The sequence below is a fragment of the Rhodophyticola sp. genome, from assembly GCF_965284195.1.
Lineage (GTDB): Bacteria > Pseudomonadota > Alphaproteobacteria > Rhodobacterales > Rhodobacteraceae > Rhodophyticola.
The window spans coordinates 3,118,608-3,141,013 of the sequence record NZ_CBDIRM010000001.1 but is presented as its reverse complement, the minus strand read 5'-3'; the positions used below and the strand labels follow the sequence as shown (position 1 = coordinate 3,141,013).

Below are 22,406 nucleotides of genomic sequence, written 5' to 3'. Positions count from 1 at the left end.
CAAGAGGTGCCCATGCTTGAGATCGAACGGCTTGGCCACCACGGCGACGGCATCGCGCCGGGGCCCGTCTATGTGCCCCTGACCCTGCCCGGAGAGATCGTGGACGGAACCGTTCTGAACGGCAGAATCGAGGATGCGCGTATCGTGACGCCCTCGGCAGAGCGGGTTCGTGCGCCTTGCCCGCATTTTCGGAGTTGCGGCGGCTGCTCCTTGCAACATGCGTCCGACCGGTTTCTGGCCGAATGGAAGGAGGATGTCGTGCGCAAGGCGCTGGCGGCACAGGGTCTGGAGGCCGGTTTTCGGCCAGTTCACGTGTCCCCCGCGCGATCCCGCCGTCGCGCGACCCTTGCAGGAACGCGCACCAAAAAGGCAGCGATGGTCGGGTTTCACGCGCGAAAATCAGACACGATCGTGCCGATCAGAGACTGTTTCGTACTGCACCCGGATCTGATGGCGATGATCCCGGCATTGGAGGAGATAACCCGGCTGGGCGGATCGCGCAGCGCCACGTTGGCCTTCGCCCTGACCCGATCGGAAGCGGGGATCGATTGCGCCGTCACTGGCGGCAAGCCGCTGGATGAGACCCTGCGGATGGCGCTGCCGAGATACATCGGGCGGTTTGCGCGCCTTACATGGGGCGGTGAAACCGTTTTCACCAGCGCCCTGCCGGTACAGGAATTCGGCCCGGCCAAGGTGACACCACCGCCCGGGGCCTTCCTGCAGGCCACCGGGGACGGGGAAGCGGCGCTGCTGGCCGCGGTCAGGGAGGCCACCGGATCAGCGACGCACATCGCCGATCTTTTCGCGGGATGCGGCACCTTTGCGCTGCCGCTTGCGGTTGCAGCGCGCGTTCATGCGGTCGAGGGGGATGGCGAGATGATCGCGGCGCTGGACCGTGGACTGCGCCTGGCGACCGGGCTCAAGCCGCTGACAACCGAAACGCGGGATCTCTTCCGCCGTCCGCTTCTTGCCGATGAACTGGCGCGATTTGATGCCGTCCTGATCGACCCGCCGCGCGCGGGTGCCGAGGCGCAGACCCGCGAGATCGCCAAGGCGCAGGTGCCGCGCGTGGCAATGGTTTCCTGCAACCCGGTCACCTTTGCCCGCGATGCCAAAACCCTCACCGAGGCAGGCTATCGCCTGAATTGGGTGCAAGTCGTCGATCAGTTTCGGTGGAGCCCTCATGTGGAGCTTGCTGCGAGCCTGACCCTGCCCCATATCGAGGCGAAGCCGAAGAAGGGGCAGGGATGACACGACAAAAACTTGCGGATTTACTGGACACACCCCAAGTGCGCTTCGGTATCATCGGTGTCATCATCTTCAATGCCATTCTGTTGGGCATGGAAACGTCGCCCACGCTGATGAATGCGGCGGGGCCTCTGATCCTGCTGCTCGATCGGATCTGCCTGAGCATCTTCGTGATAGAAATCGCGCTGAAGCTGATCGCGCACCGGTTGAATTTCTTCCGGTCCGGCTGGAACAACTTCGACTTCGTGATTGTCGGCATTGCCCTGATCCCGGCGGGTCAGGGGCTGTCGGTGTTGCGGGCGCTGCGGATTTTGCGGGTTCTGCGCGTGATCTCGGTCGCGCCGCGCCTGCGCCGGGTGGTCGAGGGTTTCGTGACCGCGCTGCCCGGCATGGGCTCGGTCTTTCTGCTGATGGCGATCATCTTCTATATCGGGGCGGTGATGGCGACCAAGCTGTTCGGGGCCAGCTTCCCCGAATGGTTCGGTACCCTCGGGCGGTCGCTCTATTCGCTCTTTCAGATCATGACGCTGGAAAGCTGGTCGATGGGTATCGTGCGCCCGGTTCTGGAGGTCTATCCGTACGCGTGGGTGTTTTTCGTGCCTTTCATCATGATGACGACCTTCGCGGTGGTGAACCTTCTGGTGGGTCTGATCGTGAACTCGATGCAGGATGCCCATGCCGAGGAAAGCAACGCCGCGACGGATGCCTATCGCGACGAGGTTCTGGCCCGTCTGGAGATGATCGAGAAGCATCTGCAGGAGCGGGACGGGGAGCGGCAGCGGACAGGCTCCGACTGACTAGGAGCGGATAGAGCCCCCGTCGATCCGGACCCGGCTGCCGGTCACATAGGAGGCGCGCTCCGAGGCGAGAAACACCACCATATCGGCGAATTCCGACGGTTTGCCATAGCGGCCCATGGGAATGCTGGCAGCGGAGGCGGACTTGATATCCTCCACCGGTTTGCCGGTCCGTTTCGCGGCGGCGGCATCAAGTTCATCGACCCGGTCGGTATGGATGCGGCCCGGCAGAACGACATTCACGGTCACCCCGTCCGCCGCGACTTCGGCGGCCAGTGTCTTGGCCCAGCCCACCACGGCAGACCGGATACCGTTCGAAAGCGCCAGATTGGGAATGGGCTGTTCCACGCCCGACGACGTGATGCAGATGATGCGGCCCCAGCCACGCGCGCGCATGCCGGGCAGAAGCCGGGCCGAAAGATCGAAGATGTTCGCCGCCATCGCTTCGAACTGCGCGATCCAGTCGCCGCGTGCGGAGGTGGCGGCGGGGCCGGGGGCCGGGCCGCCGGAGTTTGTGACCAGAATGTCGACGCCGCCCGCCGACAGAAGCGTTTCGGCAAGCCGCATGACGCTGGCATGATCGGCGAGATCGACCGGCATCGGCGTGACGTTCGGCAGATCCGCGGACCAGTCGGTGATCCTGTCGACGCTGCGGGCGGCGGCAAAAACCTCGACGCCCTCCGTGGCCAGACCTTCGGCTATGGCCCGGCCCAGACCCCGGCTGGCCCCCAGAACCAATGCGCGTTTCCCGGCTATTCCCAGTTCCATCAGCCAATCTCCTTCAAACGTTTCTCTTGTCTCTCGATCAGACGATCCACCTCGGCGCGGGCGGTATCGGTGATTGCCGCGCCGGGGCGGCGGAGCGTGGCATGCGCAATCACGCCGCGTTTGGCCAGCACGTATTTCCGAACCGCCAGCCCCGCGCCCGGCTGCAACTCATAGCGTGCCAGCGGCAGGTAGGCGTCGAATATGTCCTGTCCGCGGTCGGGTGTGCCCCAATGATGGTGGCGAACGACGTCGACCATCATTTCCGGATACCCGAACCCCGTCATCGCCCCGTCGGCGCCTCGCGCCATTTCCTCGGGCAGGAACAGTCCGCCATTGCCGCAAAGCACGGAGATCCGCCGTGAAACGGCGCCCTCCGCCCGCAATGCGGAGATCTTCTCCAGCCCGGGCCAGTCTTCATGCTTGAGGCAAACGCAACCGGGCAGATCTTCGATGATCCGCTTGATGACCGGGACGGACATGTGAACGCCCGTGGCCAGCGGAAAATCCTGCAGGACGAAGGGTGTGTCACCGATGAAATGCGCCGCCTGATGGTAGTAGGAGACGATCTGGTCATCGGTGTGCAGGTTGCCGGGCGGCGCGATCATGACGCCTGCGGCCCCGTCATCCATGACTGCCGCGCTGAGCGCCTGAATCTGCGCAAGGCCCGGCGCGGATACCCCGACCACAACCGGCACACGGCCGGCCACACGCGCCAGGATGCGCCGCACGACGATGCGCGATTCCTCGATGGTGAGCTTCGGGGCCTCCCCCATCATGCCCAGAACCGTCAGGCCGGTCGCCCCCGTCTCCAGATAGAAATCCACCATCCGGTCGGTGCTTTCCAGATCCAGGCCCCCATCGGGCAGGAACGGGGTGACGGCAATCACGTAAACGCCATGCGCGTCTTCGGTCAGATGGGTCATGGCAAGGATCCTTTGTTAGACATCGGTCTTGGCGAGGGCGACACGGCCGATCGCCATTGCGGCAGCGGCCTGACAGGGTTCGACAACGGGCAGGCCAAGCGCGTCGGACAGGCGGTTGCGATAAGCCGTCATGCCCGCACATCCGAGGATCAGCACATCCGCGCCGTGGCTGTCGCGCAGGCGCGCGCCCACCTCCTTCTGGCGGGCGAATGTCCGGGCCTCGTCCCGGAGATCGGCCACACCCAGATCTAGCGGCAGATCCCCGGCCAGCCTGTCCATCACGCCCATTGCACCAAGAAACCGCATATGCCGCGGAACGGAGGTGGGCAGGATCGACAGGATGCCGAAGCGCTGGCCAAGCGTCATCGCGGTCAGAACCGCACTTTCGGCGATACCCAGAACCGGCTTGGCGCTTTGCTCGCGCAGTGCTGCAAGCCCGGGATCCGAGAAACAGGCGATCACGAAGGCCGATGCCTCCTCTTCCAGCTCCGCGGCACGTGCAAGAAGCGGGGCCACCACGCCATCCACATGGGCCTGGGTTTCGATCCCCGCGGGGGTGCCCTGCAGATGGCTGCAGAGGATCGGAACGGGGCTGGCCGCGCGCATCGGATCAATGGCCGCGTCGATACCGTCGGTCACGGCCCGGCTGCTGTTGGGGTTGATGATATGGATGCTCATACTGTCCCTCCGTCATACCGGGCCTGTCGCCAGAACCCCGGCGGAACACCAAGCATGTCCCTGGCGCCGATCCGGTCGATCATCGCGTCCGCCTCCGCCTGAGCCTCGGCCAGCACCGCGCCGGTCTCGACCCGGGTGGGCACGCCATCGCTCAACAGCACCTCGCCATCGATCAGCACCGTATCCACATCGTTGCCATTGGCGAAATAGACGACACGGAAGGGTTCCATGTTCAGCGGGTAGAGATGAGGGCGTTGCATATCGATCAGGATTGCATCGGCCTTCTTTCCAACTTCCAGCGAACCGATCTGATCGGCCAGCCCAAGCGCCGTCGCGCCATCGATGGTGGCCATCTCAAGGGTCTTGCCGGGGGGCAGGATGCCCGCATCGCTGAAATGCCGGCGATGGTAATGCATCGCCTGCTGCATGTGCCGGAACATATCGCCGGAGCGATCCGGGGCCGTCGCGTCCGAGCCGAGGGCGACGGTCGCCCCCGCCTCGATCAGTTCGACCGCCGGGCAGCGGCCCATGACCGATGCAATGGCCGATGGGTTGTGCGCGATCCTCGTGTCAGTATCGGCGCAAAGCAGGATTTCGTCCTCGTGCAGATCGATCGCATGGGACAGAAGCGTATCGGGGCCAAGCAGGCCGAGATCATGGGCGCGGCGGACCGATCCGCGCCAATGCCCGTCCTGGGTGAACACCACGCCCGCCTCCCGCGCCAGCGCACGGATGATTTGCGCCTGACGGCAGGCATCGCTGTAATCGCGCGGCGCCATATTGCGTTCGTGTTCGTCGCGCAGGACCGGGTAAATCAAGGCGACCGACAACCGACCGGCATTGGCGCCGTGCCAGCGGCTCAGCACCTCCTCGCAGGTGGCATGCTGCTGTTCGAAGCTAACCGGATGATGGCTGGCGCGGCCATCGGCCTGCCATGTTGCATAGGTCAGCGGATGCGGCGCGCGGGTCGGGCCGACGGCCATCACGTCGCGGGTGCCGATCTCGGCCACGCCCTCCATATGGGCGGCGGCATATTCCGGGCTGTCGGTCCGCATGATGGTATCGCCGCCGCCCAGAAGGGAGACGCCACAGGTCACGCCGAAGCGCAACCGCTCCAGCGCCGCCAATCGGGCCTCCGCATACCAGAACGCCGGTGTCGAACCGGTGGTATAGACCTCCCCGCAAATCCGCTCCCAGTGGTTGGCTTGTTCCATGCCCATGGTCTTGATCAGCCCGTGGCCTGCATGGGCATGCACATCGATCAGACCGGGAAGCATCACCTTGCCTGTGGCATCGATGACCTGCGGGGCGTCATGGCCGGCCTCGACCTCGTCGCGCGGGCCGATGGCGGTGATCCGCCCGCCGGTGATGGCCATCGCCCCGTCGTAAATCACTCTGCGAGCCGCATCGACGGCGATGATCGTGGCGCCCGTGACAAGCAGATCGGCCATCACGCGTCCTCCATCCCGGGCAGCCCGGCAATGTTCAGCACGCCATCCACCGGCAAGTCGAAGCCGGGATGATCGCCGCGCAGGCCGGTGACGCGGATCGGGTTGTAAAGTGTCAGCCAGGGCGGATCGCGCTGCATCTCGGCATAGGCCTCCTGAAACAGGGCGGCGCGGGTGATCTCGTTCGGGGTGGTCCGCGCTACGTCGATCAGGGTTTCCACATCGGCGTTGTGATAGCCTTGCCACCACGCCCCCCTGACCCGTGCGTCGATCTTTTCATGCAGCACCCTGAATGTGGACAGGGGGCTTGAATCGAAGACGCACAGATCGCCGATTTCCTTGCGGCGGACCATATGGGCATAGGCTTCGCGGTCTGAATGCAGCTTGATGTCCAGCGTGATGCCGATCTTGGCCAGCTGTGCGCCAAGGGCGGCGGTAAGCTGTTCCGCTTCGTCTGGCAGGCGGGTCGGGCAATCCAGCGACAGCGTGAGCCCGTCGGCATATCCGGCATCCGCCAAAAGCGCTTTGGCTGCGGTCAGATCCTGCGGCAATGCGGCCCCGTCCCCCGCGCCGAAATGCATGGGGCTCACGAACCCCAGGAGGGGCCGCGCCGCGCCGCCGACCACGGTGTCGATCAAATCCTGCCGGTCAAGTGCAAGGTTCAGCGCACGGCGAAGACGGGCATCGGCCAGCGGGCCTTTCGCCGCGTTGAGCAGATAGATGATCGCGACCGGCACGGTGGTTTCCACCCGGGTGAAGCGGGGCGCGCTCAGGCTTTGGCTGGCGTGATAGTCCAGCGATGTGGCGACATCGGCCGCCGCCTCCTGCAGCATCGACAGGCGTTGCCCGGCATCGGGGACAAGGCGGATCTGGATATGCTGATGTGCGGGCGTCCCCGAGAAATGATCCGGCACACGGGCCAGTTCCAACGCCGCGTTATCCGCATGCATCACGCGGTATGGCCCCGTGCCTATCGGCCGGTCGGTGATGCCCGCGTCCAGATCGCCCAGGCTGGCGGGGCCGGCGACATAACCCTGCACCAGGACATCAAGCAAATCGGCCATCGGCGTTGCAAGGCTGATCGAAACGGTCCGATCATCCGGCGCGGCAACGTGTGCGCCGCCCAGATACTGCCGCCAGACACCCGGAGAACCGAGCGTATAGCCTTTGTCCGCCCGGGCCATCCGCAACAGCGACAGGCAGACCGAGGCCGCGTCGCAAGGGCTGCCGTCATGGAACCGGACACCCGCGCGCAGCTTGAAAACCCAGTCTTTCGCATCCTCCGACACGGTCCAGCTTTCTGCGAGGCGGGAAACGAAGCCTGTTCCCTCCCGTCTGATCAACGTGTCGAATACGGCTTCGTAAATCGCCAGCTCATCGTTTGCGTCGGTGCAATCATGCGGGTCTCGCAGCGGCAGACGGGGCTGCACGATGATCAGGGGGCGGTTCATGGGTTATCTCTTTCCGGCTCGTCGATCAGGTGGCAGGCAGCGCTTTGCCCGTCGCCGATATCCTGCAGGACGGGGCGCTCCACGGCGCATCGGTCCCATGCAAAGGGGCAGCGCGTGCGGAAGCAGCAGCCCGTGGGAAGCGACAAGGCGCTCGGCACCTCGCCCGTCAGTTCGATCTCTTCCGTCATCCGGCTTGGCCGGATGCTGGGCGCGGCGGACAAGAGCGCCCGCGTATAGGGATGGCGCGGCTTTACGAAAAGCTGATCGCGCGGCGCGGTTTCCACCATGAAACCCAGATACATCACGCCGATCCGGTCGGCGATGTGATGGACGACCGACAGATCATGGCTGATGAACAGATAGGCCAGCCCGAATTCATCCCGCAGATCCATCATCAGGTTCAGGATCTGCGCCTGGATCGAGACATCAAGCGCAGAGACCGGCTCATCGGCGATGATCAGGCCGGGGTTGACGGACAAGGCGCGGGCGATCCCGATGCGCTGCCTTTGTCCGCCGGAAAACTGGTGCGGATACCGCCCGCCATGTTCGGCGTTGAGCCCGACGCGGGCAAGCAGGGCCTCGGTCTTGTCGGCCACCTCGGCGCGCGCGCCATCGCCGACTTGCTGCAACAGGGGCTCGGCCACGATATCGCGAACCTTCTGACGCGGGTTCAGAGAGGCAAACGGGTCCTGAAAGATCATCTGCATCTTGGCGCGGACCGGCAGCAGTCTTGCATGGTCGTATTCGGTGATATCCTCTCCTTCGATGCGAATGCGCCCCGAGGACGGGTCGTAGATCCGGGCGATGGTCTTGGCGACCGTGGATTTCCCGCAACCGGATTCACCCACCAGCGCAAGCACCTCGCCCTTGGCGATCGAGAAGCTGACACCATTGACCGCATGCACGACGAGATCTTTCAACCGCGGGCGGCCACCCTCGAAACTCAGCCGGTCCAGCAGGCCGGGGTTCAGATGGAACCGCTGTTCAAGCCCCTCCACATCCAGCATCGCAGTCATGCGTCACCTCCGGTCCCGATTGGAAAATGACACGCGGCAAACAGGCTCTGGCGGGTGGGGGCGAGCTTGGGTTCCTCCTGCGCGCAAAGCGCCTGCGCCCGGGGGCATCTGTCACGGAAATTGCAGCCCTTGGGCAGGTTCCGGATATCCGGGACCGTGCCGGGGATCTGGCTCAGCCGGGGCTGCCGATGGTCGGGGTTGGGGATCGAATCGATCAGGCCGCGGGTATAGGGGTGGGATGGCGCGGAGATGACATCGCGGACATCGCCGCGCTCCACGACCTGCCCGCAATAAAGCACGGTGATCTTGTCCACGACCTCCGAGACCACGGCCAGATCATGGGTGACGAGGATCATCGAGGCACCGTGATCCGCGACCTGCCGTTTCATGAGCTTCAGGATCTGCGACTGAATGGTGACGTCAAGCGCCGTCGTCGGTTCATCCGCGATGATCAGCCTTGGATGGGCCAGCATGGCGATGGCGATCACCACGCGCTGGCGCATACCGCCGGAAAACTGGTGTGGATAGGCGCGCAACCGGTCCTCGGCCTGGGAAATGCCGACGCTTTCGAGCATCTCGATACAGCGTCTGCGGCGGGCGGCCTCGTCCATATCCGTATGAAGACGCAGCATTTCATCCATCTGTCGCCCGATCGTGTGAACCGGGTTGAGCGAGGTCATCGGATCTTGGAAAATCATCGCAATCTCCCGTCCGCGGATCTTGCGCAACCTGTCTTCCGGGGCCTTGGCGAGATCCTCCCCATCGAGCAGTATCTGCCCGCCCTCGATCCGCCCCGGCGGGTCGATCAAACCCAGGATCGAAAACCCGACGACCGATTTGCCCCCACCGGATTCGCCCACAAGCCCCATGATCTCGCCTTGGGCCAGATCGAAGCTGACGTCGTTCACGGCCTTAACCACGCCGGAAAACGTGTGGAACCATGTTCTCAGGTCACGAACGGACAACAGCGGATCCCGGCTCTCGCTTTGCATGGTCATTTCAGCCTCGGGTTCAGTTCGTCGCGAAGGAAATCGCCGAACAGGTTGATGCCGAAAACCATCGCCATGATCATCAGGCCGGGGAAGACGGAGGTCCACCAGAGCCCGGAAAACAGCACGTCGAACCCGTTCTTGATGAGCAGGCCGAGGGATGGCTGCGTGATCGGCACACCCACGCCCAGAAAGCTGAGCGATGCTTCGATCAGGATGAACGTACCGACCTGCACGGTCGCGATCACGATCAGCGGGGTCAGGACGTTGGGAAGCACGTGGCGGCGGATGATCTTGGCGTTCGTGAGCCCGGCAACCCGCGCGGCCTGCACATACTCCTTTTCGATCTCTCCGAGGGTGGAGCCGCGCACCGTGCGGGCATAGACAACCCACCCCACGGCCGTCAGCGCGATCAGCACCTTGTCGACGCCGGTGCCCACCGCCGACATCAGGAACAGCGCGATCAGCATGGAGGGGAAGGACAGTTGCAGGTCGGCGATCCGCATGATGATCGCGTCGAGCCGCCCGCCGTAGAACCCCGCCAGAAGCCCGAGGCTGGTGCCGATCAGGCAGGAGCACAGCATCGCCGCGATCCCGATCAGCGCCGATACCCGCGTGCCATAGATGATCGAGGCCAGAACGTCGCGCCCCTGTCCGTCGGTTCCCAGCAGGTATCGCGGGTCGCCGCCCGGCAGCCATACCGGCGGTTTGTAGCTGTCCAGCAGGTTCAGTTGCGTCAGGTCATAGGGATCCTGCGCCACCATCAACGGGCCGAACGCCACGATCACGATGAAGATCGCGATGATGACGCTGCCGATGATCGCCGACAGGTTGCGGCGCCAGTTGAAGAAGAATTGCGAGGCGAGAAAAGCTTGCATCATGCTATTTCACCGTGATGCGCGGGTCGATCATCGTGTAGAGGATGTCGATAAGGAAATTGATCACCACGAAGATCAGCGCCACCAGCATCAGATAGACGACAATTACGGGGCGGTCCGCGCGATAGATGGAGTCGACCAGCAGCTTGCCCATGCCCGGCCAGCCGAAGATCGTTTCGGTGATCGTGGCGAAGGCGATCAGATCGCCCAGTTGCAACCCGAAGATGGTGACTACCGGGATCAGACCGTTCCTCAGGCCGTGGCCATAGAGTACGCCCCTGCGGGACACGCCCTTGGCGCGGGCGAATTTCATGTAATCCTGCCGTGAAACCTCCATCATCCCCGCGCGCGTGATCCTGAGCAGGATCGCCAGCGTACCGACCGAAAGCGTGATCGCCGGCAACAGGACGTGGCTCCAGCCATCCGCGGTCAGAAGGGAGGTCGGGACGCCGAAAACCTCCACCGTGTCACCGCGGCCGGAGGACGGGAAGATGCGCCATTCGACGGCGAAGAAATAGATCAGCATCATGCCGACCCAGAAGCCGGGCAGGGAGATACCCAGAAGCGAGCCCGACATGATCAACCGGCTGAGCGGCTTGCCCGGATTGGCGCCCGCATAGACCCCGAGCGGGATCGCGATGGTCGTCGCGATGACCATGGCCACGACCACGATCTCCATCGTGGCGGGAAGACGTTCCAGGATCAGATCGATCGCGGGCTGGCGAAACACGTAGGAGGTGCCGAAATCGCCCTGCAGCAGATTGCCCAGAAAGATGAAGTATTGCTCGGTCAGGGACCGGTCGAGACCCAGAATCCGCCGTGCCTGTTCGATCTCGGCGTCGGAGGAATCGATCGGGATTACCATGAAAACCGGATCGCCCGTGAAACTCATCATCAGGAAGACGATCACCGAGACGGCCCACAGGACGACCACCATCTGGATCAGGCGTTTGACGGTATAGGCGAACATGCCAGGTCCTCATTGCGGGGGCGGGGCCCGCCGCGCAACCGGGACTGGCCCGGGTTCGATGTATCTGAAAAGGCAGGGGGTAGCACCAGACCCGGCGCCACCCCCCGTGGGAGAGATCACTCGGTGATGCGGATGTCGTAAGCCCAGAGGAACTTGTCTGTCCGGGGTTCAAACTCGATCCCGTCGCGCACGCCGTAGATATCCTGTTCGTAATGAACCGGGATCATCGGAATGTCCTGCAACAGGATTTCGGTGACCTGCTGCAAATGGGCATCGCGCTCGTCGATCCGCGGGGTCGAGTCCGCCAGATCGATCAGACGGTCCACTTCCGGGTTGGAGTAGTGGCCGCGGTTGACCTGCGAATACCCTTCGCGGGTGCCGGGCGAATAGAACATGCTGGCATACATCGATCCGGCATCGCCCGACGGCACATCCCAGCCGGACATGATGAAGCTCGACTGCTCGGACGGCACCCGGATATAGCCGAAGAAGTTCGCGCGCGGCATCAGGTTCAACTCCAGCGTGATCCCGATCTGCGACAGCATCGAGGCCAGCGCCTGGGCGATCTGCGCATCGTTCACATAGCGGTTGTTGGTGGCGTCAAGGGTCATGGTGAAGCCGTCCGCATATCCCGCCTCGGCCATCAGAGCCCGGGCCGCCTCCAGATCGAACGGGTACATCTCGCGGAAATTGGCGCCTTCGAGATATCCCACATGGGTGGAGGGGACATATTGCTCCGAAGGGGTGGACAGCCCGTTCATGATCACCGTGCGGATCGTCTCCACATCGATCGCGCGGGCAATCGCCTCCCGCACGCGCCTGTCGGTCATCGGGTTGGTGTCGAGATCGATTGTCGGCGATTGGGGGCGCACATCCAGTGCCAGAACGAGGTTCAGAAGGCTGGGCCGCGTGACGACCTCAAATCCGTCCTCCGCGGCAACCCGTTCCACATCGCGCACCGAGAGATCCTGCACGATATCCAGTTCTCCGGTCAGCAGGGCCGCCGTCCGTGTCGCGGGGTTCGTCAGCGGGCGGAACACCACCTGATCGATCTCCGCGGGTCCTGCATAGTACTCCTGAAACGCATCCAGAACGATCCGGTCTTCGCGGATCCATTCATTCAACCGATAGGGGCCCGTGCCGACCGGTTGCAGCTCCATCTGGTCTTCGCCCACGGCCTCGGCGTGATCCCTGTTCAGGATCAGGATCGCGGCCAGATCGTTCGGCAGGGCGGCATAGGGCTGATAGGTGACGATCTCGATCGTCCGCTCATCAACGGCGGTATAGGTGTCGATGTTCTTGGCCAGGTTCGACATCAGCGAGTCTTTCAGCCGGTCGAATGTGAAAATCACGTCGTCGGCGGTGAACGGTTCCCCGTTATGGAAGGTCACGCCTTCGCGCAAGGTGAAGCGCCAGGTGACGTCATCCACCAGTTCCCAGCTTTCCGCCAAACCCGGCCCGAATTGCAGGTTCGCGTCGCGGCGCACCAGCGGGTCGTAAAGGTGGTAGAACATGATGTTGCTGGACAGCTCTTCGCCGGCCTGCGGGTCAAGATGTACGGCGTCGGCGGTCAGACCGACGGTCAGGGTCTGATCCTGCGCCGCGGCGATGCCGGGCAGAACCAGAGCAAGCGCGGCCGTTGCCAGCAGCCCTTTCAACTTGGTGGGGAATTGTTTCGTCATTTTCAGCTGTCTCCTTGTTGATGGCGTTCTGCCGGAGCGTTTTGCCGCCCTTGTCTCGTTGCGATGCCGGCGCCTATGCCAGCACCGATTGGATCTCGATCTGGTAGCCTTCGGGATCGTTGAAGGCGAAGGCGCGGATGCCAAGTTCCGTGCTTTCGAACATCCGGGTCAGACCCTTGGCCTCGTTATTCTGGATCCAGTCATACCAGGCGTCGACATCCGCCACGCGCAGACAGATCTGCACGGGTTTCTGTTCCGATGCGCGCTGCATGCCGCGGGTTTCGTCAACCAGCCCCACATGGGCCTGCCCGGCAATCCGGTAGATCTTCGACCAGCCCTGATCGATGGCCAGTTCCAGTCCCAGAACCGTTTCGTAGAAGTCCATCGCTGCGGGCAGATCGCGGTAGTAAAGGAAGGTGATCGCAAGCTCGACCTCTCCGCCCGGTCTTGCCCTTGCCGGGGTGGTATCGATTGAACTGCTCACGCGCGGCCCTCTTCTCCGTGATTCCATACCGACGGTATACCAAAAGTATATCCTGTCAACGGAGATGGCGGGATTAGCCCGCCGATCAGGTGGATCTGCTCATCGAAAAGGCGGGATGCCGTCAGAAAAGACGGTTTACATGTGCCAGGATCGCCGACCGGACATTTTCCAGATGAAGCCGCATCGCCCTGTCGGCGCGGTCCGGATCTTGCGCCAGGATCGCATCGATGACCTCGATATGCTCCCGGCAGCCCGGCTCGAACCGTTCCGGGATCGATCCGTTGTCGAACATCCGGGTCTTCAGCTTCAGTCCGACGATCAACTCATGCAGAAGGCCGGACCCGGCGCGTTTTGCGATAAGCGCGTGAAGTTCATCGTCCAGCGCGGCATGCTCCGTGGGTGTCGGGCGTTGCGGGCCAAGGAAGTCCGTCACCCTTTTGCGCAAGGAGATGAATGGCTCCGGCGGCCCGTTGACGCCGGCCGCCTGGCGCGCCGCCTCGCATTCCAGCAGCCGTCGGACATGCAGAAGCTCCATGATGTCGGTGATCGAGATATTGCTGACCGTAGGCGCGCCGCCATTCACGCGGCTGACAAGACCTTCGCTCACCAGTCTGGCAATCGCTTCGCGCACGGGCGTCCGCGACACGCCAAGCCGCTCGGCGAATGCTTTCTCCTGAAGCCGGGTGCCGGCCGGAAGATCCCCGCCCAGGATCATCCCCTTCAGCCGGTCATGCACGGCCGCGCTCAGCGTTTTCGCCCCGGATTGCGCCTGATTGATACTCATGATCTTCTCACCTCCCGCCACGAGGGCCCGACAGGACCGCTTTCGCGGCAACTTGCCCTCCGGCTTTGTCTGCGTATACCGTAAGTGTACCGAACTGGGCAACTCTGAGCAGGTGGCAAACGCATGGCGACACAGTCTCATGACATGATAATCCGCAACGGAACAGTGGTAACAACCGAGCGGACGGAGCGCGCGGATATCGCTGTTCAGCGCGGGAAAGTCGTGGCGGTCGGCCAGCAGGTCGGACATGCCCCGGTGGAGATCGACGCCACCGGGCGACTGGTCATGCCGGGCGGCGTCGACAGCCATTGCCATATCGAACAGCTTTCCGGTGCCGGGCTGATGAATGCCGACAGCTTCGAAACGGCGACGCGGTCCGCCCTGATGGGCGGCACCACGACCACGATTTCCTTTGCGGCGCAGCACCCGGGGCAAAAGCTTTCAGCCGTGGTGGAGGATTATCAGGCGCTGGCCGCCAAAGGCGCGATCTGCGATCACGCGTTCCATATCATCGTATCGGATCTCTCCGGCGGGAACCTGACGGATGATCTGCCTGCACTTCTTGCTCAGGGTCACCGCTCGATCAAGCTTTTCACGGTCTATGACAAGGTGCGCATGGGCGACGAGGATATTCTGGATGTGTTGTGGTGCGCGCGCTCCCATGGCGGTCTGGTCAATATCCACTCCGAGAATGACGGGCTGATCCGCTGGATGACCCGGCGTCTGATCGAAGCCGGGAAAACGGGCGCGCGGTTCCATCCCGCCTCCCACCCCCGTGCCGCCGAGATCGAGGCGCTGAACCGGATGTGCATCTTTTCCGAGGTGACAGGCCAGCCCGTCATGCTGTTCCATATCTCCTGCGCCGAGGGTGTGGAGATTGTTCGGGCCGCCCGCACGCGCGGCGTGCCCGCGCTGGCCGAAACCTGCCCTCATTACCTCTTCATGACGGCGGATCAGCTTGATCTTCCGGGCAATGAGGCCGCTGGCCTGATGTGCAGCCCGCCGCAGCGGGAACTTGAGGATCAGGAGGCTTTGTGGCAGGCATTGGAACGGGGGGATCTGCAGGTGGTCTCCTCCGATCATGCCCCTTATCGGCTGGATGACACCGGCAAGTTTGCCCATGGCCACGATGCGCCGTTCAACAAGATCGCTAATGGTATGCCGGGGCTGGAAACCCGCTTGCCGCTCCTGTTCGACGCGATGGTGTCGCAGGGCCGGCTCGGGGCCGAACGCTTCGTGGCGCTAACCGCGACTAATCCGGCCGATATCTACGGTCTGCCCGACAAGGGCAGGATCGCGCCCGGCGCGGACGCGGATATCGTGCTGTGGGATCCTGAAAGGGCCGTCACCTTTGGCGCGGATGATCTGCACGACAACACCGGCTACAACCCTTATGCCGGCCGGGTGGTCAAAGGCTGGCCCGAAACCGTCATCTCGCGCGGAGAGATCGTTGTAGATCGGGGCCACATGCTGGGCAAGCCGGGCCGGGGGCGGCGCCTGCCGATGGAGATCAGCGCGTCGATGCGGCCTCTGCCCGATCCCGCGGCAACCCTGCCGTCCTAGGCGCGTTTTCCGATCACGCCGATATCCAGCGTGCGCAGCACCTTCGCCACGATGTCCTCGGCATTCATCGCGGCCACGGCATACATGTCCCGCGGATTGGCCTGATCGATGAAGATATCCGGCAGCACCATGGAGCGATATCTGAGTCCGCTGTCGAACATCCCGTTTTCGGCCAGAAGCTGTGCGACATGCGATCCGAAACCGCCAATGGCGCCTTCCTCGATGGTGATCAGCGCCTCGTGATGGCGGGCAAGTTGCAGGATCAGATCCTCGTCCAGCGGCTTGGCGAAACGGGCGTCCGCGATAGTCGGGGTGATCCCGTTGGCACTCAGCGCTTCGGCGGCGTCCTGCACTTCCTTCAGTCGCGTCCCGAAGGACAGGATCGCAACCCGGGAGCCTTCCGCCACGATGCGGCCCTTGCCGATCTCCAGTACGGTCCCGCGTTCCGGCATTTCGACGCCGACACCTTCGCCCCGGGGAAAGCGGAAGGCCGATGGCCGGTCGTCGATTGCCCGTGCGGTGGCGACCATATGGACCAGTTCCGCTTCATCCGCCGCGGCCATCACCACGAAGCCCGGCAGATTTGCCAGATAGGCGATATCGAAACTGCCCGCATGCGTTGCCCCGTCCGCGCCAACGAGGCCCGCGCGGTCAATCGCGAACCGAACGGGCAGGCGCTGGATCGCCACATCGTGGACAACCTGATCATACCCGCGCTGCAGGAAGGTGGAGTAGAGCGCGCAGAAGGGTTTCAGGCCCCCGGCCGCCATGCCGGCACTGAATGTCACCGCGTGCTGCTCCGCGATGCCCACGTCGAAACACCGGGTCGGAAACCGCTCGGCAAAAAGATTGAGGCCGGTGCCATCGGGCATCGCGGCCGTCACGGCGGTGATCAGCGGATCATCCTCCGCCTCGCGGATCAGGGCCTGCGCAAAAACCTTGGTATAGGAGGGCGCGTTGGAGGGAGCCTTTTTCTGCTCTCCGGTGAGCACGTCGAATTTCGCGGTGGCGTGGCCGCCGTCGGGCTTGCTCTCGGCATGGACGTATCCCTTGCCCTTCTTGGTGATCGCATGGATCAGGATCGGCCCGTCGGCCCGGACCTTGACGGTTCTGAGAACGGCGAGAAGCTGTTCCATATCGTGCCCGTCGATCGGCCCGACATAGGAAAAGCCGAGTTCCTCGAACAAGGTGCCGCCGACCGTGGCGGCTTTCAGCAGTTCCTTGGCCCGGCGGGCACCTTCCTGAAAGGGCTCCGGCAGCAGGGAAACGGCCCCCTTGGCCGCGGCTTTCAACTCCTGAAACGGGGCGCCCGCATAGAGCCGCGAGAGATAGGAAGACATGGCGCCCGTGGGCGGTGCGATGCTCATCTCGTTGTCGTTCAGGATGACGATCAGGCGTTTGCCCAGATGGCCCGCATTGTTCATCGCTTCATAGGCCATGCCGGCGCTGAGCGCGCCATCGCCGATCACCGCAATCGCGTCGCCCAGCCCATGCTCGGGCGCGCCCCCCAGATCGCGGGCCACGGCAAAACCGAGAGCGGCGGAAATGCTGGTGGAGGAATGGGCCGCGCCAAAGGGATCGTAGGGGCTTTCACTGCGTTTGGTGAACCCGCTGATCCCGTCTTTCTGGCGCAGGGTCGGCATCCGGTCGCGGCGCCCGGTCAGGATCTTGTGCGGGTAGCACTGGTGGCTCACATCCCAGATCAGCCGGTCCCTTGGAGTATCGAACACGGCGTGGATGGCAACCGTCATTTCCACCACGCCAAGCCCTGCACCGAGGTGCCCGCCTGTCTTGCTGACCGACGCGATGGTTTCCGCGCGCAGTTCATCGGCAAGCGCGCGAAGCTCCGCATCGGACATGCGCTTAAGATCGGCAGGGCTCCTGACCCGGTCGAGCAGCGGGGTGTGGGGTTGGCTGGTCATCGTCTGGCCTCCCTTCAGGGGCGCATTCACCTGTCGCGGGCGATAATATAGCGGGCCAGCGCCTTCAAGGTCCGGGCCCGGTCGCCATAGGGTGTCAGCGCGGCTTCCGCCTCGTCCACCAAATCGGCGGCGCGTGCCTTCGCTCCGTCCAGACCCAGCAGCGATACGAATGTAGCCTTTCCGGCGGCGGCATCTTTCTGAAGCCTCTTGCCTGCCTTCGCGACATCGCCCTCGATGTCCAAGATGTCATCGGCGATCTGGAAAGCAAGGCCGATGGCATGAGCGTATCGCCGCAGCGGCACCGGGTCTGCGCGCCCCAGAATGGCGCCCGCTTCCGCCGGCCATGCGATCAGGGCGCCGGTCTTGTTGGCCTGCAACTCTGTAATCTCGTCGATACCCAACGCGCGACCGGTAGCTTCCGCCGCGATATCCTGGGCCTGTCCCAGCACCATACCGTCAGCGCCAGAAGCACGCGCCAGACCGGCCACAAGGGCTATCCTTTGGGCCGCATCGCCTGCGCCGCGATCGGACAAGAGCTCGAAGGCGAAGCTTTGCAATGCATCGCCCACAAGAACCGCGGTGGCCTCATCCCACTTCACATGGATTGTGGGCTGGCCCCGGCGCAGGTCATCGTCGTCCATGCAGGGCAGATCGTCATGGACCAGCGAATAGGCGTGCAGGCATTCCACGGCGCCGGCCGCATGAACCGATTGCGCAAAAGGCACATCGAAGAGCCGTGCGGCCTCCAATGCCAGAAACCCGCGCAGCCGTTTTCCGCCCGTCGTTGCATAGCGCATCGCGTCGGATATCGTGCCGGGCGCAAGTCGCGCCATCCGGTCTTCCAGAAACTGCCCGATAACGGATTGCGCCTCGCCAAGCGCGTTCTGAAACACTTACGCGCCGTCGGCAGGCGTCGTTCCCGTTGCCTGGCCCGTCGCATCCAGCGTGATCTGCGCAACCTTCTCCTCGGCTTCTTTCAGCTTGGCCTCGCATCTTGCCTTGAGAGCAGCGCCCCGTTCGTAAAGCCCAATGGATTCCTCCAGCGCCACATCTCCGCGATCAAGCGCCGTCACGACGGTTTCAAGCTCGCGAATGGCCTCTTCGAAGCTCATGTCCTCAATCGGTTTCTGCGCGCTCATCCGTCTTGCTCCATCAACACCGTCACGTGGGTCGCGACCGAGGCCGCGAGTGCATCCAGATCATAGCCGCCTTCCAAAGTCGAGACCACGCGCCCGCCGCAATGCGCCCCGGCGAAGGCGCAGAGCGTTCGTGTGATCCAGGCGAAATCCTCGGTATCCCAGTTCAGATTGGCCAGCGGGTCCGCCCTGTGAGCGTCAAAGCCGGCGGAGATGAGCAGCAGGTCGGGTGCGATCTCCGCCAGTCGTGGCAGCATCCGGGTTTCCACGATCCGCCGCATTTCCGCGCCGCCGGTTCCGGGGCCAAGCGGCAGGTTGAGGATGTTGTTCGACCCGCCCCGTTCCGAAGGCGCGCCCGTGCCGGGATAAAGCGGCATCTGGTGGGAGGAGACGAAGAAGGCGCGTGGCTCATCCCACAGCAGATCCTGTGTGCCGTTGCCGTGATGCACGTCAAAATCCACCACCGCAACACGGGACAGGCCATGCCTCTCCAATGCGTGCTTCGCGGCGATCGCGATGTTGCCGAACAGGCAAAAGCCCATGGGCCGGATGCGTTCCGCGTGATGACCGGGCGGGCGGCTGGCGACAAAGGCGTTCGTTGCCTCGCCCGACAGCACCTGATCGACGGCATGGAGACAGCCGCCGACACCTTTCAGCGCCGCCTCCCAGGAGCCTGGCGAGACCGAGGTGTCGGGGTCAAGTGCCGCGAGCCCCCGATCCGGGATCGCGTCCCGGATCGGGGCGATATGTTCCGCGGGATGGACCAGCAGCAGATCGCCCTCGCCGGCCATCGGCGCTTCGGCGCGGATCAGCCCGGCAAATTCCGGTCCGGCAAGCACGTCCAGCACTGCCTGCAGGCGCGCAATCTGTTCCGGATGTCCGGCGGGCATCTCATGGGCGAGCCCGGCGCGGTTTTCGACCAGAAGTGTCGGCATCAGTCGGGCACCAGCATGTAGCCCGCCCCGCGCACGGTCTGCAGATAGCGGGGTTGCTTCGGATCGGCTTCGATCTTGCGTCTGAGCCGCGTGATCTGAACGTCGACCGCGCGTTCCTGCGCCTGTTCGGCGCCCGCCCCCTTGTCCCGGCCCAGATCCTCGACCAGTTGCGCCCGGCTGACCGGCTCATGCGGACAGGCCGAAAAGATCCGCATCAGCGCGGCTTCGGTCGCCGTCAGGCGGATACTGTCCTGACCCTGCCACATCTCGCCGCGTTCCAGATCATAGCGGATGCTGCCGAGATGCAGAACCTTCGGGGCGTCCTGCGGCTCGGTCATGGCAGGCAGGCGGCGCAGGATCGCATTTATCCGCAGAAGCAGCTCCTTCGGTTCGAACGGCTTGGGCAGATAATCGTCCGCGCCGGCTTCCAGCCCGTTGATCCGTTCACTGGCCTCCCCCTTGGCGGTCAGCAGCAGGATCGGCGTGCTCAGCGTTTCGCGAAGCGCACGGGTCAGGTCCAGCCCGTCTTCGCCGGGCATCATCACATCCAGCACGATCAGATCGAACTCCAGCCCGGACAGAAGCCGCCGCGCATGGGCCGCGTCACGGGCCACGCTGGTCATGAAGCCATGACGGATCAGGAATTTCTGCAGCAATCCGCGAATGCGCTCGTCATCATCGACAATCAGCAGATGGGCGACGGTCTCGTTCATGATGCGCTCTCGGTCGTCGTTTGATAGTGGCGGCGCATGTCGGGGTCCATCATCTGCTCCAGAACGGTACGAAACCCGGCTACGGCCTCGGGGCCGGCGGCGCGATAGGCGGCCCGCATGCGGCTTCGCTGCGCATCCGACAACTCACGTTCCAGCGCAATGCCTGCATCGGTCAGAAACAGATGCCGCTCCCGTTTGTCCCGGGTGCCGACCCGGCTTTCCACCAGCCCGTCATCGACCAGTGCGCGCAGGACCCGGTTCAGCGACTGCTTGGTAACCCCGAGAATATCCAGAAGATTGTTGACCGTCGTGCCCGGACTGCGGTTGATGAAGTGGATCGCCCGATGATGGGCGCGGCCATAGGCGTAGTTCTGCAAGATCCGATCCGGGTCTGCCGTGAACCCGCGATAGGCGAAAAACATCGCCTCGATCCCGCGGCGCAACTGCTCGTCGGTCAGGAAAAGCAGGCTTTCCCCGCTGACCAACGCATTGGCCGTTCCGCGATCCGCCATCATCATGTCCCTTCCTTCGGCCCGATCGGGGCTTTGCCACAGTTTATGTCAGCCTTGTTGACTTTCCAAGAATCAATTGGTAGCGGTTGCGCGGTTTTGCGCAATTTTATGTCCGTTTCGGTCATATTTTGCGCAACAAACGTAAACGGCAACCCCTCGGCGCCGTAAGATGATGAAGGACGGGAAACATGAGCGGAACCTATGATGACCGCGATGGCACGATCTGGATGGACGGTGCATTGGTGCCGTGGCGCGATGCCAATGTGCACATTCTGACCCACGCGATGCATTATGCTTCGGCCGTCTTCGAAGGAGAGCGGGCCTATAACGGCAAGATCTTCGAAAGCCGGAAGCATTCCGAACGTCTGCTGGCTTCGGGGCGTTACATCGATGTGGAGATCCCCTGGACCGTCGATGAGATCGAGGCCGCGAAATACGAGGTGATGAAGGCAAACGGGTTGACCGATGCCTATGTCCGGGCCGTGGCCTGGCGTGGTTCGGGCGAGGATATGGGCGTCGCTTCCGCGCGAAATCCGGTGCGGCTGGCGATCGCGGCCTGGGAATGGGGCGCCTATTATGGCGATGCCAAGATGAAGGGCGCAAAGCTGGACATCTCCAAATGGAAACGCCCTTCGCCCGAAACGATCCCGTCTCATGCCAAGGCGGCGGGCCTCTACATGATCTGCACCATGTCGAAACACGCCGCCGAGGCGAAAGGATGCTCCGACGCGATGATGTTCGATTACCGGGGCTACGTGGCCGAGGCGACGGGCGCGAACATCTTTTTCGTCAAGGATGGCGAAGTGCACACGCCCGACCCCGACTGCTTCCTGAACGGCATCACCCGGCAAACGGTGATTGGCATGTTGAAAGAGCGCCAGATCAAGGTGCATGAGCGCCATATCATGCCCGAGGAGTTGGAAGGCTTCGAGCAGTGCTGGCTGACCGGCACGGCGGCGGAGGTCACGCCTGTGGGCCGGATCGGGGACTATAACTTCGAGGTCGGCGCGCTGACCCGGGATATCGCGGAGGCCTATGAGGCGAAAGTGCGGGAGTAGGTTGCGCTGTCCGGTCCTCAAGAAAAGGGGAGTAGATGTCCCCCTTTCATACATCACGGGTGGGCCGCGCTTGATTTACGCCGCGACCCGCGCCAGATTTGAAAAATGGTCGTCCAGATCCAGCCCAGAAACCCCGAGCGTATTCCTGAAAAGGTTGCATTTGATCGCAAGGAGCTTGCCGCGATCCTTGCCATCTATGGCCGGATGGTGGCGGCAGGCGAGTGGCGGGATTACGGCATTTCGCTCCTGAGCGACGTTGCCGTGTTCTCGATTTTCCGGCGCAGTGCCGAACACCCGATCTACCGGATCGAAAAACGCCCCAAACTGGCGGCCCGGCAGGGGCAGTATTCGGTGATCGGCATGGACGGCCGCATTCTGAAACGCGGCCACGATCTGAAAGCCGTCCTGCGCGTTCTGGAACGCAAGCTGATCCGCGCCGTGGAGTGAGCTT

At 63.4% G+C, this 22,406-nt stretch carries 23 protein-coding genes; 5 read left to right on the top strand and 18 right to left on the bottom strand.

All coding sequences use genetic code 11. The features are described 5' to 3' along the window. Window positions 1–12 precede the first annotated feature (12 nt). Window positions 13–1,251, top strand: a complete 1,239-nt coding sequence (locus tag ACQ651_RS15765) for a class I SAM-dependent RNA methyltransferase (RefSeq protein WP_430449796.1) — start codon at window positions 13–15, stop codon at window positions 1,249–1,251. Then, on the top strand, window positions 1,248–2,045 hold the full coding sequence (locus ACQ651_RS15760) for an ion transporter (RefSeq protein WP_227285690.1): 798 nt from the start codon (window positions 1,248–1,250) through the stop codon (window positions 2,043–2,045). The genes ACQ651_RS15765 and ACQ651_RS15760 overlap by 4 nt, the downstream gene beginning before the upstream one ends. On the opposite strand, the gene ACQ651_RS15755 is transcribed toward ACQ651_RS15760, so the two are convergent. The 12 genes from ACQ651_RS15755 to ACQ651_RS15700 all read right to left on the bottom strand — a co-directional run bounded on the left by ACQ651_RS15755 (window position 2,046) and on the right by ACQ651_RS15700 (window position 14,116). Beyond that, the gene (locus tag ACQ651_RS15755; protein WP_430449795.1) at window positions 2,046–2,813 is read right to left on the bottom strand and encodes an SDR family oxidoreductase; all 768 of its coding nucleotides are present in this window, start codon (window positions 2,811–2,813) and stop codon (window positions 2,046–2,048) included. Next, complete coding sequence (locus ACQ651_RS15750; protein WP_430449794.1) at window positions 2,813–3,736, bottom strand: dihydrodipicolinate synthase family protein; 924 nt, start codon at window positions 3,734–3,736, stop codon at window positions 2,813–2,815. Before ACQ651_RS15750 ends, ACQ651_RS15755 begins: the two co-directional genes overlap by 1 nt. A 15-nt stretch (window positions 3,737–3,751) precedes the next feature. Then, entirely contained in the window at window positions 3,752–4,414 is a 663-nt protein-coding gene (locus ACQ651_RS15745) for an aspartate/glutamate racemase family protein (protein WP_227285693.1), read from the bottom strand. Beyond that, entirely contained in the window at window positions 4,411–5,865 is a 1,455-nt protein-coding gene (locus tag ACQ651_RS15740; protein WP_430449793.1) for an amidohydrolase family protein, read from the bottom strand. Before ACQ651_RS15740 ends, ACQ651_RS15745 begins: the two co-directional genes overlap by 4 nt. Beyond that, window positions 5,865–7,313, bottom strand: a complete 1,449-nt coding sequence (locus tag ACQ651_RS15735) for an ABC transporter substrate-binding protein (RefSeq protein WP_430449792.1) — start codon at window positions 7,311–7,313, stop codon at window positions 5,865–5,867. Before ACQ651_RS15735 ends, ACQ651_RS15740 begins: the two co-directional genes overlap by 1 nt. After that, the gene (locus tag ACQ651_RS15730) at window positions 7,310–8,329 is read right to left on the bottom strand and encodes an ABC transporter ATP-binding protein (protein ID WP_430449791.1); all 1,020 of its coding nucleotides are present in this window, start codon (window positions 8,327–8,329) and stop codon (window positions 7,310–7,312) included. The genes ACQ651_RS15735 and ACQ651_RS15730 overlap by 4 nt, the downstream gene beginning before the upstream one ends. Next, the gene (locus ACQ651_RS15725; RefSeq protein WP_430449790.1) at window positions 8,326–9,294 is read right to left on the bottom strand and encodes an ABC transporter ATP-binding protein; all 969 of its coding nucleotides are present in this window, start codon (window positions 9,292–9,294) and stop codon (window positions 8,326–8,328) included. Before ACQ651_RS15725 ends, ACQ651_RS15730 begins: the two co-directional genes overlap by 4 nt. 29 nt (window positions 9,295–9,323) lie before the next feature. Continuing rightward, on the bottom strand, window positions 9,324–10,199 hold the full coding sequence (locus ACQ651_RS15720; RefSeq protein ID WP_227285698.1) for an ABC transporter permease: 876 nt from the start codon (window positions 10,197–10,199) through the stop codon (window positions 9,324–9,326). A 1-nt stretch (window position 10,200) separates the two neighbouring features. After that, a complete protein-coding gene (locus tag ACQ651_RS15715) occupies window positions 10,201–11,166 on the bottom strand; it encodes an ABC transporter permease (protein WP_227285699.1) in 966 nt (321 codons plus the stop codon). 116 nt (window positions 11,167–11,282) lie between these two features. Beyond that, window positions 11,283–12,848 carry an ABC transporter substrate-binding protein gene (locus ACQ651_RS15710; protein WP_430449789.1) on the bottom strand — a complete coding sequence of 522 codons (1,566 nt, stop codon included), beginning with the start codon at window positions 12,846–12,848 and terminating at the stop codon, window positions 11,283–11,285. A gap of 73 nt (window positions 12,849–12,921) precedes the next feature. Then, entirely contained in the window at window positions 12,922–13,332 is a 411-nt protein-coding gene (locus ACQ651_RS15705; RefSeq protein ID WP_227285701.1) for a VOC family protein, read from the bottom strand. Window positions 13,333–13,453: 121 nt separating this feature from the next. After that, window positions 13,454–14,116: a GntR family transcriptional regulator gene (locus ACQ651_RS15700; RefSeq protein WP_227285702.1), complete on the bottom strand. Its 663-nt coding sequence runs from the start codon at window positions 14,114–14,116 to the stop codon at window positions 13,454–13,456. Between the two features lie 123 nt (window positions 14,117–14,239). Between ACQ651_RS15700 and hydA the strand changes: the two genes are divergently transcribed. Next, window positions 14,240–15,679, top strand: coding sequence for a dihydropyrimidinase (gene hydA / locus ACQ651_RS15695; protein WP_430449788.1), 1,440 nt, complete (start codon window positions 14,240–14,242; stop codon window positions 15,677–15,679). Here the strand turns inward: hydA and dxs are convergent. From dxs to ACQ651_RS15665, 6 genes are read right to left on the bottom strand one after another with little or no spacing between them, the layout of a single operon-like run. Then, window positions 15,676–17,601 carry a 1-deoxy-D-xylulose-5-phosphate synthase gene (gene dxs, locus ACQ651_RS15690; protein ID WP_227285704.1) on the bottom strand — a complete coding sequence of 642 codons (1,926 nt, stop codon included), beginning with the start codon at window positions 17,599–17,601 and terminating at the stop codon, window positions 15,676–15,678. The two genes, hydA and dxs, sit on opposite strands and share 4 nt — an antisense overlap. Before the next feature lie 26 nt (window positions 17,602–17,627). After that, on the bottom strand, window positions 17,628–18,494 hold the full coding sequence (locus ACQ651_RS15685) for a polyprenyl synthetase family protein (RefSeq protein ID WP_430449787.1): 867 nt from the start codon (window positions 18,492–18,494) through the stop codon (window positions 17,628–17,630). Further along, window positions 18,495–18,740: an exodeoxyribonuclease VII small subunit gene (locus ACQ651_RS15680; RefSeq protein WP_227285705.1), complete on the bottom strand. Its 246-nt coding sequence runs from the start codon at window positions 18,738–18,740 to the stop codon at window positions 18,495–18,497. It abuts the gene before it with no gap. Then, window positions 18,737–19,672, bottom strand: coding sequence for a histone deacetylase family protein (locus ACQ651_RS15675; RefSeq protein WP_430449786.1), 936 nt, complete (start codon window positions 19,670–19,672; stop codon window positions 18,737–18,739). Before ACQ651_RS15675 ends, ACQ651_RS15680 begins: the two co-directional genes overlap by 4 nt. Continuing rightward, window positions 19,672–20,385, bottom strand: a complete 714-nt coding sequence (locus ACQ651_RS15670; protein WP_430449785.1) for a response regulator — start codon at window positions 20,383–20,385, stop codon at window positions 19,672–19,674. Before ACQ651_RS15670 ends, ACQ651_RS15675 begins: the two co-directional genes overlap by 1 nt. Further along, the gene (locus tag ACQ651_RS15665; RefSeq protein ID WP_375552835.1) at window positions 20,382–20,897 is read right to left on the bottom strand and encodes a MarR family winged helix-turn-helix transcriptional regulator; all 516 of its coding nucleotides are present in this window, start codon (window positions 20,895–20,897) and stop codon (window positions 20,382–20,384) included. Before ACQ651_RS15665 ends, ACQ651_RS15670 begins: the two co-directional genes overlap by 4 nt. Window positions 20,898–21,085: 188 nt before the next feature. On the opposite strand from ACQ651_RS15665, the gene ACQ651_RS15660 reads away from it, so the two are divergent. Together ACQ651_RS15660 and ACQ651_RS15655 are read left to right on the top strand one after the other, a co-directional pair. After that, window positions 21,086–21,955: a branched-chain amino acid aminotransferase gene (locus ACQ651_RS15660; protein WP_430449784.1), complete on the top strand. Its 870-nt coding sequence runs from the start codon at window positions 21,086–21,088 to the stop codon at window positions 21,953–21,955. A gap of 105 nt (window positions 21,956–22,060) precedes the next feature. Further along, window positions 22,061–22,402, top strand: a complete 342-nt coding sequence (locus ACQ651_RS15655; protein WP_227285709.1) for a DUF2794 domain-containing protein — start codon at window positions 22,061–22,063, stop codon at window positions 22,400–22,402. Window positions 22,403–22,406 lie beyond the last annotated feature (4 nt).